This is a genomic window from Lactobacillus helveticus DSM 20075 = CGMCC 1.1877, assembly GCF_000160855.1.
Taxonomy (GTDB): Bacteria; Bacillota; Bacilli; order Lactobacillales; family Lactobacillaceae; genus Lactobacillus; species Lactobacillus helveticus.
In genome coordinates, this window is the sequence record NZ_GG700752.1 from 2,953 (window position 1) to 15,786 (window position 12,834).

Below are 12,834 nucleotides of genomic sequence, written 5' to 3' on the forward strand. Positions count from 1 at the left end.
GTGATATAACGCATTGCGCTTTTCTTGATCATCTTTTCGATAAGTAATAAAAATCGGCGTATCATGGTCGCCTACTCGATAGCCATACATCGGTGCAGAAACATCCCTAGGCCAATTCAGCAATCTGCAAGCATCTTTTCGATCATATTGCTTATATAAAGTAAATTGCTTCTGCTGATCATAATCAGTACATAATAATAAACCTGTTTCAATTGCATCTTTAAATAAACCAGCAAACCATTTATTTTGAGTTAAAGCATCTTGTAAGTCTTTATTTAATTCATAGTCAAACAAGTTGCTATGAACTACTACAGGTTGATCACCGTATTGCGCCTTCTTGGTGGTCTTGCCTTGTTTAACATCAAAGAAATCAAGAGATAATATATCATCCACTGAATTTAAAGCTGCTTCATTTACATAGATTTTCTTTTTCCGCAATTCTAAGACAAAGTCTTCCTGATTGACCTGTTTTTGCTTTAGCAGCATTTGCAACAAAACTAGTTCATGGGCGCGCTTGCCGTTCAAAAGCTCCTTAGTTAAAAAACTCAAAACTGCATTTTCATAATTACTAATTTTTACCGCTTCACCCATTTTTATTAGAAATGAAGCGTAATTATCAAGGCCGCGATTATTAGCAAAAACCATTGGCGAAACTGAACCGTATTGAGCAAAATCATGCAATAAGGGAATACGCCCTAATTTATTCTTCAAGCTTTGATAACTGTGCCGCAATTCCCGCATATTATCTAGCTTTATTTGATCTAGCGAAGCTAAAATCTTTTCTGATGCAACTTTATTAAAGTTAATTGTTGATACATCAATAAAGTGAGGCAGGCGAGCTTCTCTTTTAGCTTGATCTTTATCGCGACTCGTATCGTGATTAAGAGCAATCGGAATCATGTAATTATTTTTATAATTGCCAATAAAATCCAAGACTGTCACAAATTCTTTGCCAGGATATTTTCTTAATCCTCGACCCAATTGCTGGATAAAAACGATACTCGATTCAGTATTACGCAACATAATAATCTGATTCAAAGCGGGAATATCGATTCCTTCGTTAAATAAATCTACTGCCACAATATATTCAATTTCACCAGCTACTAGTCTTTGGACAACTTTATTACGCACTTTTTCACTATCTTCATTTGTCAATGCAACAGCAGGATGGCCTTTTTCTGAGAAAAGCCGAGCCAATTCATGTGCTTCCTCTCTTCTGCTGCAAAAAACGAGGCCCTTCGCTTGATCACCGCAATAGCCATAATAATCGATTTCTTTTAGCACATAATTTACGCGCTCTTCCGAAACCAAATAGCGTAAATCTGTTGTCTCATCAATCGCTTGCCCATTAGTTTCATAATCTTGCACACCGACATAATGAAATGGCGTCAGCATCTTATCTTGTAGCGCATCCCGCAGCCGAATGTCATATGCCAAATTATAATCAAAAATCTGATAAACATTTTGTTCATCAGTTCTTTCAGGCGTAGCCGTCATCCCTAATAAAAATTGCGGCTTGAAATATTGAAGAATCTTTTGATAGCTTGGTGCAGCCGCTCTGTGTGCCTCATCGATCAAAATATAATCAAATTCATTTAGATCAAAGCTTTTTAGCATATCCGGCTGAGATAAAGTCTGAATCGTCGCAAATAAATATTTTTTATTTTTATCATGCTTATTGCCGCTGAGTAGACCATATTCCTGCTTTTTCCCGCCAATTACACGTTGAAAACTTGCAAGCGACTTTTTAGCAATTTGCTCGCGGTGCACAACATATAAAAATCTTTTAGGATTAAACTCTTTAACCGCAAATGCGCCTAAATACGTTTTTCCCGTACCTGTTGCTGAAACAACAAGGCCTCTTTTCTCACCATTATCTACTAGACTACGCAAGTTTCTGATAGCTGCTTGTTGCATTTTATTAGGCACGATTTTACTCTCATTTTTAGTAAAATGCGGCACCGGTGCAGGCCGCCAATTCTTTTTATAATCAGCTAGCCATTGATCACTAAGATCAAAACTATTATCTTTCAATACAGAAATTTTCTGCATTAATTGTTTAGTTAAATCGGCTTGCTCTCGTGAACTGACCTTTAGCGCCCATTCATAATTGCTAAGCATAGCTGAACGGGTAAAATTAGCACTACCAATTACAAGAGTTTGATAATCTTCATGTTCAAATAGATAGCCCTTAACATGGAATCCAGCTTCAGCTGCAATTTTCACTTTTAAATTAGGAATTTTAGCTAACTCTTCAAATACGCGCGGATTATTGAAGTTTAAATAATTGCTAGTAATTATTGTGCCACCAACGCCTTTAGCTGCCAAATCAGCTAAAGCAACTTTTAACGGCACCAGCATATCATGCGTAATAAAAGCTACCGCCCAGGTAAAACTTTGACAGCGATATAATTCATCTCGCAAAGTTAGCCATATTTTCTCATCTTGTTCATTAGCTAACAGCTTAGGACCTAAAAAATTATTTCCTAAAATCTTTTCATCGTAAAAACCATTTAAGATTGCATCCCGCATTACATTGGACATTTTTTCACCTCATTTGGTCTAATTCTACTAAAAAAGCATCCGTCTTTTAAAACGAACGCTTTTAATTTATTATTTTTGCCATTTTTCATGCCATTGATAAAGAATCAGCGGCAAAATCGATACGATTGCGCACATGCCGATCAAAGTCTCAACATAGATTCCACGCAATCCTGCTACAGTACCTTGAGCAGGCACAAAAGTAACGAAGAATGCTACAACCGTGATCACCAAAGCCAAAATTGCAATTGCAATACTTAAGTTAGGATTCTTAGTCATGTAATACATGCGGTGGTAGTCTTCATGCTTTTTCTTCAAAACCATGTATGCAATTAACATGATCATATATACCATTAGATATTGTGCTGTCGTTGCGGCCAATGAAACATTAAACGCAAAGTCAGCATCAGCGCCACTAGTAAAAGTGATTAACAAAGCTGAAACAGTAACAATTGATGACTGTAAAATCATGATTCTAATTGGAACGCCATGCTTAGTTGTTTTAGCGAAAAACTTAGGCATGTAGCCTTCTTTAGCAGCTTCATACATCCCTTGGTTAGGCCCGGCAATCCAGTTGCCAAGTTCGCCAATAATACCGCAGGATAGCATTACGCCAACAATTTTTTTGCAATAAGTCTCCTGGCAATCCAATAGAAGTTAACAGTTTGCCATATGTATAAACGAAACCTGTACTATTTTGAATTTCACCTTTAGGAACAGTCATTCCAATTGCCATACTTCCCAAAAAGTCAAAACAAATTGCAGTTGCTGCCAAAGCCAGCATTACTTTTGAATAAGATTTTGGATGATCTAGATTCTTAACGTGTGGTGCGGAAGCTTCTCCCCCACAAAAGGCCAGCATAAATGGCACAAAAGCAACTAACGTAGTGCCATTCAAATGGTGCTGTTAGACGATTGTACTTTAGGTCTTGCTCTAAAGCCCAATCTTCCTTTTCGTTATTCAAAAAATTTCAACCCCTATTTTAATTTAAAACTCATTATACTAGTGTTTTTGGTAATTTAAAGATTTATTTCTAGTAAAATTGGGCAATGATCTGCACGTTTGCCAGTATCGATCATTTCTGAGCGAACTACTTTATCGGCAATTCGGTTGCTTACTAACCAATAATCAATTCTCCAGCCTGAGTTATTGGCTTTAGCGGTTCTAACTCTTTGAGCCCACCAAGAATAAACGCCTTCAACGTTGCCATTGACTTTTCTAAAGGTGTCAGTAAAGCCAGCATCAAGTAAATTGGTAAAATCTGCTCTTTCTTCATCAGTAAAGCCGGCAGAATGATGATTATTTTCGGGATGCTTTAAGTCGATTTCAGTATGAGCACAGTTATAGTCCCCACTTGCTAAAACTGGCTTTTTTTCATTTAACTTTTTCAAATATTCAATATATTTTTGATCCCAAACTTGACGATCAGCTAAACGTTTCAAACCGTTGCCTGAATTTGGCGTATAAACTTGAGTGACAAAATATTTATCAAATTCTAAAGTGATAATCCGTCCCTCTTCATCCATTGGTTCAGGCGCACCAATTGCTGGTTTAGAAACTGCTGGCGTTAATTCCTTCTTATACAAGTACATTGTGCCTGCATAACCCTTTCTAGCAGGTTCTTCAGATGAACGCCACACATAGTCGTATTCAGGAAACTTTTCAGCTAATATGGTTTGATGCTTTTTAGTTGGTCCAGTTGCACGCAACTTAGTCTCTTGAATCGCAATAATGTCTGGATTTAGAGCATGAATTTTATCTAAAACTCCACGCGTTTCTTCTGCTCTAGCTGAAGTTCCAGTTAATGCCGCATTCAATGAATCGATATTCCATGAAATTAAAATCATTATTTTTCCCCTTTTAAAATATTTCAAGACTAATTATAGCCAAAAAAAGAAAAAGGATTAGCTTAGATGACTTTTCTAAACTAATCCTTTTAAGGTAGTTGTGTTGAATGAGAATAACGAGATTTTTTACATTACCCTACTCATCACTAATGTTGCGAAAATGATTTATCAAGATTAACAAAACGTTCAACGCTAGAGACATTGCAGGGGGAGCCGGATTCCTCACTTTTGCAAAAAGGAAATGGACTTTTATTAATCTTTTTTCAGCAACTGCATAGGGGACAGTTAACCAAAATACCCAATGTATGAATCAATATGTGTCCAATAGGATGTATTAATAAGGAATTAGAAGATTTGTTACCTTCTTGCAACTTATCTCTATTTTTGTTGCGTTGTATTTTTGTTGCGTTGTATTTTTGTTGCGTTGTATTTTTGTTATGAGTATATAATATCAGCTAGTTGACATTGTGTCACCATTTATTTTTTTCTCTTACTAAATTCTTTAGAAATTGCTCAAAATTTGATCTACGCTATTGCCATATTCTTCACCAAACAAATCTAAATGCATGCAAAGATAGTAGAAGCGGTACCAGTTAAGACGCCGTTCTAAACCCGGTTTTATGGGATATGCTCGATTGTAGGCTGCATAAAATTCATCATTGAAGCCGCCAAAAACCGTCGTCATTGCTAAATCAAATTCACGATCTGCATACACGGCGTCTGGATCAATTAGATAGGGCTTTTCTTTTGCAAACATCACGTTGCCCCACCACAAGTCACCGTGACACAAGCTAGGCTGAACTTCATTTTTTGCGTAATAATCTTTAAAAGCAGCCACCATTTTTTGAAAATGTTTTTCACGATAATCATTCCAGCGACCCACTTTTTTGGCATATTCAACTTCAGGCATCAAGCGTTGATTAACATAAAAATCTACCCAACTAGAATTCCAATGATTGTCTTTTTTTAAAATTCGAGTTCGATAAGTATAGCCAAAACCAAACTGTTCATGATGATACTGATGCATTTTTGCGACCATTTTTCCTAGATCAGCTTGGCTGCCGCTAGTCCTGTCTAGCCAGTTTAAAAGTAAATATGCATCCCCTTCAATCTGACCACTAGCTAAAACTTGCAAAGTATTTACCCCAGCTTTAGCCATTTCATTTAGTCCTCTTTTTTCATGATCAAAAAATAAACTTGGCTTACCTGGCTGCACTTTCATGAAATAAGTTTTAGCAGCAGTTTTAATTCTAAATGCTTCATTCATGTCGCCGCCGTGCACTGCTTCACACGAAATAATTTTTTCTATTGGCAATTGACTAAGCCACTTTTTATTTATATTCATAATTATTTACCTCTTCTTTCATTATAGATTTTTCTCAAAAAAATTAGATCTTTTGTGTTTTGTTGAGCAAAGTGAAGCGTATAATGAGGAATGGTCATACTAATAAATTTTACGGAGGTTGGATTTATGACAAAGGTTTTTGCTTACGCTATTCGAAAAGACGAAGAACCATTCTTGAATGAATGGAAGGAAGCTCACAAGGATATCGATGTTGATTACACTGATAAGCTTTTGACTCCTGAAACTGCTAAGCTAGCTAAGGGTGCTGACGGTGTTGTTGTTTACCAACAATTAGACTACACTGCAGATACTCTTCAAGCTTTAGCAGACGCTGGCGTAACTAAGATGTCATTACGTAACGTTGGTGTTGACAACATTGATATGGACAAGGCTAAGGAATTAGGTTTCCAAATTACCAATGTTCCTGTTTACTCACCAAACGCTATTGCTGAACATGCTGCTATTCAAGCTGCACGTGTATTACGTCAAGACAAGCGCATGGACGAAAAGATGGCTAAACGTGACTTACGTTGGGCACCAACTATCGGCCGTGAAGTTCGTGACCAAGTTGTCGGTGTTGTTGGTACCGGTCACATTGGTCAAGTATTTATGCGTATTATGGAAGGTTTCGGCGCAAAGGTTATTGCTTACGATATCTTCAAGAACCCAGAACTTGAAAAGAAGGGTTACTACGTTGACTCACTTGACGACTTGTACAAGCAAGCTGATGTAATTTCACTTCACGTACCAGATGTTCCAGCTAACGTTCACATGATCAACGACAAGTCAATCGCTGAAATGAAAGACGGCGTTGTAATTGTAAACTGCTCACGTGGTCGACTTGTTGACACTGACGCTGTAATCCGTGGTTTGGACTCAGGCAAGATCTTCGGCTTCGTTATGGATACTTACGAAGACGAAGTTGGTGTATTTAACAAGGATTGGGAAGGTAAAGAATTCCCAGACAAGCGTTTGGCAGACTTAATTGATCGTCCAAACGTATTGGTAACTCCACACACCGCCTTCTACACTACTCACGCTGTACGTAACATGGTTGTTAAGGCATTCAACAACAACTTGAAGTTAATCAACGGCGAAAAGCCAGATTCTCCAGTTGCTTTGAACAAGAACAAGTTTTAATTAGATAATTAAAGCAAATTAAAAGCTTGGGCGTTTTGCTCAAGCTTTTTTTGCGTCCAATTATTTTCCGCTAGCATTCCACATCCAAATACTTAGCCAAAACCTGTAGCACCCCATTATCATAATTCGACGGTGCTTCATACTTTGCTACAGCCTTGGTCTTCTCATTGGCATTTTTCATCGCATAGCTATAGCCACAAGCTTCAAGCATCCCGATATCATTTTCACCATCGCCAAAAGCAATCAGATCTTTTTGTGCGATACCGTAGTGCTTAAGCATATCTGCAACGCCTTTAGCCTTATTAATACCCTTGTGCACCAAATCAATCGTCATATTGTCGCTGCTAGTGCCACGAATATAATCACCATTTAGCATTGAATTGGTCTTGGATTACCTTCGCTAATTCATCATCGTCAGTTAGACAAATCTTCAAAATCGAATCATTCGGATCAATATCCGTAAATTGATCAATTTCTGTTACCTTACGATAATAGATGCGAATATTGTCTTTGTCTGCCTGATCCATGCTCTTCAAGATGTAGCAGTGGTGCTGCGCGCTAACCATAATGATGGCTTCAGAGAAATCCGTCTGAATAAAGTGCAGTAGTTTTTGCGCAATATCATAGTTCAGCGCTGTCTTTTTAAAAACCTTGCCGTTAGCTTCTAGAATTGCGCCATTTTCAGAAACGTAATCGATGCCCGTCGTAAATTCGTCAAAATATTCATGTGATATGATCAGCTGATTGCCAGTAGCAGAAATAAAAGGAATATGATTAGCCTGCAATTTTTTCAAAATCTTGCCAAAAAGTTCATGATCAAAAGTCTTTTTCTCAGTTAAAAAAGTACCGTCCATATCTACCGCGACGGCTTTAAAAGGTATTGTCGTCATAAAAATCAACCTTCCTATTCTGATTTCATCTTACTATGGAAGCGATTTTCTTTCAGCAATTGACAGGCAAAATGAAATTTCTTTCACAGCTTATCAGATATTTCACTTTGTACAATATTTTAGCTGAGCGGATAAGTGTACGGGTAATGCGCGGTCTCATGTACCTTGTCCCAGGTTACCGTGTGTCCTGCCCCATGAGAACAGAAGACGGAGTTTGGCGTATTGTCTAAATCAGAAACTGGATCGTAATTTTCCTCTGCAATAATTTCTTGAGCGTTGTGACACGGCAAATAGCCCTTAACGACGCATTCTAGATTACCTTCACCATGCGTATAGCTGCGGACTTCTGCCGCATAATCTTGCATCTCGCTAACGGGTGCAGAACCTGTAATGATCGTACGCTCGCCAATATTTTGCGGCGTCGCAAATTTACCACTCATGCGCTGAATATCATTTAAGGCGCGGCCCACTTGGTCTTGTCCTATTTCTAGACGGAAATCATACCAGGGCTCAAGCAGTTCTACCTGATCATGAATTTTTTCTTCCATTAAGCCTTGTCGTACCGCACGATAAGTAGCCTCGCGAAAGTCTCCACCAACGGAGTGGACAATACTGCCTTTACCGCCGAGCAAAGTGATTTTCATATCTGTAATTGGCGCACCGGTTAAAACGCTCAGATGCTCCTTCGAAGCTAGAGCTGTCATAATCTGGTGCTGCCAATTTTTAGTTAAAACTTCTAGACTGCATTTGTTGGCAAAAACAAGGCCACTGTTTCTTGCGCCTGGTTCAAGAAGTAAATGAACTTCCGCATAGTGCCGCAAAGGTTCGAAGTGGCCTACTGCCTCAATTAATTTAGTGATTGTCTCCTTATATAAAATATTGCCCTGCTCAAATGCGATATCTAAATTAAACCGCTCCTGCAACAATTGCTGCAGAAATTGCAATTGGATCTTGCCCATTACCTGTACGTGAATTTCCTGCAAATGTTCTGACCAGGTCACATGCAGCTGCGGATTTTCATCTTCCAAGACTTTCAGTGCATCCAAACAAGCGTGAATGTCATTTTCTTTAGAATCAACTTTGTAAGTCAAAACTGGCTTCAATACTGCATTCTTTGCATCCCCCACGCCAAATCCTTGACCCGGATACGTTTTAGTTAAACCAGTTAAAGCGACAACATCGCCGGCTTCCACTTCAGTAATCGTAGTAAATTTTTCACCATTATAAGAACGAATCTGGTTAATCTTTTCGTCGTTTAATTCGGTCTTTGCCTTCAGTTTTCCACCTAAAATCTTAATCCAAGTTAAGCGTTCACCATTTTTATCATGCGAAATCTTAAAGCATCTAGCAGAAAAATCTTTAGTAAATTTTTTCTCACTTGTCCATTGTTCAAAACCAGCTAGAAATTCTTTGATGCCAGTTAGTTTCAATGCGGAGCCGCAATAAACTGGGAAAGTTTTTCTAGCAGCAATTGCCTGTTGAACATCGCTAGGACTAATTTCGCCATTATCCAAATATTTATCTAACAGCTTATCATCGCAAACTGCCACGTTCTCGTAGAAATCATCATCAATTTGGGTAAAATCTACACAGTTTTCACTCAAGTTCTTTTGCAAATCGGCCAGCGCTTTTTCTCGATCTGCCCCAACTGAACTGCATCAGTTTTATTCACAAAAATAAATACTGGGACATTATTTCGCTCAAGCAAATGCCACAAAGTTCTCGCATAACTGGTCACGCCATCCGCAATCGAGATCACTAAGATAGCGTAATCTAAGACGCTGAGCGTCTCCTCGGTCTGCTGGCCAAAATCGACGTGCCCCGGAGTATCTAGCAAAGTCAGCTCCAGATTATCAGTTTTCAACTTGGCTTCGTGAGAAAAGATCGTGATGCCACGCTTTTTCTCCAGCTGATCTGTATCTAAAAATGCATCCCCATCATCCACTCTGCCTAAGTTGCGCAGATTACCCGCCGTATAAAGCAAAGCTTCAGATAAAGTTGTTTTACCCGCGTCAACGTGAGCCACAATACCCGTTGTAATTTTCTTCATTATTTCACCCTAATAAAAAAGCTCTGCATAAGCAGAGCCACCGCGCGTATGTAAGTTATCGTCTTACATCGCATGCATCCATGATCATTGGACACAACAATTTTCCTATAAGTATTATAACAAAAAGCATGTCATTCATGCACATTCCAGGGTAGCCTAATCAACTTACCCATAGGAGGTGAGAGACATTGAACGACATGACAATTTTCCTACTTTGCGTTCTATTGCATGAACTTCATTTAGTTCTTCATGAACTGAATAGCCTGCTTGATAAGTAATTATCATCAATAGACGCGACCAGAGTCATCGGCAGTTGTAGAGTCGATGATTTTTTTATTTTAAAAATCAACCTTATCCGGATCATTAGCCAACTTGCTTGCTCCACGCAAACCATCTAGCTTCTTCATGTCTTCCGGACTAATCTCAAAGTCAAAGACATCTGCATTAGCAGCAATGTACTTAGGATGAACTGACTTAGGCAATGGCAAAAAGCCGTGCTGCAGCGACCAGCGAATCAAAACTTGCGCTGGAGACTTGCCATAGTTTGCGGCCACTTCACCAACTGTTTCGTTACCGAGCAAACCACCAGTACCAAGAGGACTATAGGCCTCATTAAGCAAATCATATTCTTTGCTTGCGGCCGTCACTTCCGGTTGCAAATCACTCGGATTCAAGTAACTTTGATTAACTACCGGCTTAATCTCAGCCGTCTTCATCAATTCATCCAGGTGGTGCTTTCTAAAGTTGGACACACCGATAGCGCGAATTTTACCAGCTTTCACTGCCTCTTCCATTGCTTGCCAGCTTTCGGCATTTAATTCTGCCCAATTGTCTCGCATAGCTGCAGGGTTAGGCCAGTGAATTAAATAAAGATCAAGATAGTCCAAACCTAATTTTTCCAAGCTAGTATCAATTGCCTTTTTAGTCTTATCGTAGCCGTGGTCGGCATTCCACAATTTAGTCGTCACAAATAATTCATGACGATTAATGCCACTCTTCTTAATGGCCTTGCCCACGCTTTCTTCATTGCCATAAGCTGTAGCGGTATCAATGTGGCGATAGCCCGCGTTCAATGCAGCTTCGACAGATTCCTGCGCAACTTCGCCATTTGGAGTTTGCCAAGTTCCGAAGCCAATCACCGGGATTTTCACGCCATTATTTAAAGTATAAGTATCAGTAAGTGAATGTAATTCCATATTTTTCATCTTTCTATCATAGCTACTAAAAATATTTTTTCTTAATTGTAAGCTAGATTAGGTGATTTATGCGAGAAAAAAGGTTTGCCACCAAAGTTTATATCGAAAAAGAGAACCAAATCGAATTAAATTTGATTCCCCTCTAAATTAATTTCTTTATCCAATATTCACTTTTTTTGTGCAGCTACTTGAGCTTCTGCAGCAGTGTTTAATGGAGTTAATTGTACTCCATTAACAAATTTCACATCGGCAGCTTTGACATAAGCATCATGTCCTACATCGATTTTATCGAAAAAACTTGTTCCCGTATTAGTAGCATAGAATTTAGTTCCAACCAAATGATAGAATAAATTAGCTTTCTTTTCACTTGGAACCCAAATATACATCAATTTATCTACTTTAAATTGCCCCATTTGCTTTACAATCTTTTGACCATTATGATTTTGGATTGTTCCATCTGCATTGTAAACATTTGTATCTTTAGAAAAAGTAATATAAGCATATTTATTCAAATTTTCTTCCCTCTGTGGATCTCGCAAAGGCAATTTTTTATCTACTTTTACAAGAACAGCGACAAGCCAATGGGTCGTCCCCTTAATTCTATAGAAACCATCACTGGCCCATTCAGGAATGAACTGGTCAGCAAAAGAAGTTTTTTCAAGACGATCAACTACAAACTTAGTTCCCTTAGGTATATTCTTTTTTATTACCCTGCCTTGATTATCATAGATATTTACATTATAAGCATACTTTACAGTCACTGTAGTTTCTTCACCACTATCTGTTGAAGCAGCTGTATTAGTATTAATTACTGGAACTAAATTATATGATTCAATATATTGCTTATGTGGTCCACCTACTCTGAAGTAACGCTTGCCATTCTTAAACTTATAAGAACCACCATAAGTAGTTACAGTTTAGCCTCTGTATAATTTCCATTTACCATTGAATGAAGTACGGCGATTAGATGATCTGTAAATATAAGCATTATGAGCAATCCGTCTAGTCACACCATCAATATTAGTAGCTTTTAAATATTGGTTCTTACCAAAAACCTTATAGTATAGATTACCATCTATAGTTACTTTTTTCGGATCAACGGTAACTACATCATAAGCATAGTATTCCCGACCTGTACTATTGTCGTCTCTATCATAAGCAATTGCAGTATGCATTACTGTTTTTTTGGCTGAATTAACTGTAGCTCTAACTTCATTAGTTGATGTAACAATCATTGGTACTACGGTCATTAATGCAACTGTAGAAATTAGCATGATTTTACGTTTCATCTAATCATCCTTTTCAAAATTTCTATACTTTAATCTATCTTCTTGATACTAATTTTAAACAATAAAACTTAGGTTAATCCCATTCAATTTCATAAATCATATTTAAAGTGGTTTTAGGTTTCTCACCACTCCAACCATGATATGCTACCGTTAGATAACAGTGGTTTTCACCAATAATCTGAATACCCTCTACCTCTGAGTGCAAATTATGAATATCAATAATTTGTGGATGACTAAGATTTACTCTTAGCCATTGACTAGAAGTATTAATATCACGAGAATAATATGGTATCTTTAAAATCTCCTTATGATAATACTTTTTTTCTCAAGGTCAGGTGATTTTTGACTAGAAATATAAATATTACCTTGATTATCTAAGTCATATCCCTGAACCGAATTCAAAATTCCATCTTTATTAAGGTTAATCCTGGGATTGTAAAACTATCTTCAAATGATACATTACGTAAATCAACATATCCCTTACCAGCTGCAACTTTATCAAGTTCGTTATTAATAACATCAGCATCATATAGAA

General features: G+C 37.8%; 5 protein-coding genes and 4 pseudogenes. 1 reads left to right on the forward strand and 8 read right to left on the reverse strand.

Annotated elements, in window-relative coordinates; translation table 11 throughout:
* From HMPREF0518_RS00025 to HMPREF0518_RS00040, 4 genes and pseudogenes are all read right to left on the reverse strand, one after another.
* On the reverse strand, positions 1–2,544 hold a 2,544-nt coding region (locus HMPREF0518_RS00025; protein ID WP_003624748.1), incomplete at its 3' end, for a DEAD/DEAH box helicase.
* A gap of 69 nt (positions 2,545–2,613) precedes the next feature.
* Positions 2,614–3,445: pseudogene (locus HMPREF0518_RS00030) on the reverse strand (APC family permease); the annotation flags it as partial.
* Between the two features lie 116 nt (positions 3,446–3,561).
* Entirely contained in the window at positions 3,562–4,389 is an 828-nt protein-coding gene (locus tag HMPREF0518_RS00035) for an exodeoxyribonuclease III (RefSeq protein ID WP_003624751.1), read from the reverse strand.
* Between the two features lie 502 nt (positions 4,390–4,891).
* Positions 4,892–5,734 carry a fructosamine kinase family protein gene (locus HMPREF0518_RS00040; RefSeq protein ID WP_003624755.1) on the reverse strand — a complete coding sequence of 281 codons (843 nt, stop codon included), beginning with the start codon at positions 5,732–5,734 and terminating at the stop codon, positions 4,892–4,894.
* Positions 5,735–5,860: 126 nt separating this feature from the next.
* Here HMPREF0518_RS00040 and HMPREF0518_RS00045 point away from each other — a divergent pair, with 126 nt between their 5' ends.
* Complete coding sequence (locus HMPREF0518_RS00045) at positions 5,861–6,874, forward strand: D-2-hydroxyacid dehydrogenase (RefSeq protein WP_003628108.1); 1,014 nt, start codon at positions 5,861–5,863, stop codon at positions 6,872–6,874.
* A 70-nt stretch (positions 6,875–6,944) separates the two neighbouring features.
* On the opposite strand, the pseudogene HMPREF0518_RS10995 reads toward HMPREF0518_RS00045, so the two are convergent.
* The 4 genes and pseudogenes from HMPREF0518_RS10995 to HMPREF0518_RS00065 form a co-directional block, all read right to left on the reverse strand.
* A pseudogene (locus HMPREF0518_RS10995) lies at positions 6,945–7,764 on the reverse strand (Cof-type HAD-IIB family hydrolase).
* A 119-nt stretch (positions 7,765–7,883) separates the two neighbouring features.
* A pseudogene (locus HMPREF0518_RS00055) lies at positions 7,884–9,814 on the reverse strand (GTP-binding protein).
* Positions 9,815–10,152: 338 nt separating this feature from the next.
* Positions 10,153–11,010 (reverse strand): aldo/keto reductase, encoded by an 858-nt coding sequence (locus HMPREF0518_RS00060; protein WP_003628107.1) that lies wholly within the window; start codon positions 11,008–11,010, stop codon positions 10,153–10,155.
* Between the two features lie 167 nt (positions 11,011–11,177).
* A pseudogene (locus HMPREF0518_RS00065) lies at positions 11,178–12,299 on the reverse strand (SLAP domain-containing protein).
* Between the last annotated feature and the right edge of the window lie 535 nt (positions 12,300–12,834).

What these genes read in the sequence shown, in the direction of transcription:
- HMPREF0518_RS00035 (WP_003624751.1), bottom strand. Translation starts at nt 4,389, where the DNA reads ATGATTTTAATTTCATGGAATATCGATTCATTGAATGCGGCATTAACT.
- HMPREF0518_RS00040 (WP_003624755.1), bottom strand. Translation starts at nt 5,734, where the DNA reads ATGAATATAAATAAAAAGTGGCTTAGTCAATTGCCAATAGAAAAAATT.
- HMPREF0518_RS00045 (WP_003628108.1), top strand. Translation starts at nt 5,861, where the DNA reads ATGACAAAGGTTTTTGCTTACGCTATTCGAAAAGACGAAGAACCATTC.
- HMPREF0518_RS00060 (WP_003628107.1), bottom strand. Translation starts at nt 11,010, where the DNA reads ATGGAATTACATTCACTTACTGATACTTATACTTTAAATAATGGCGTG.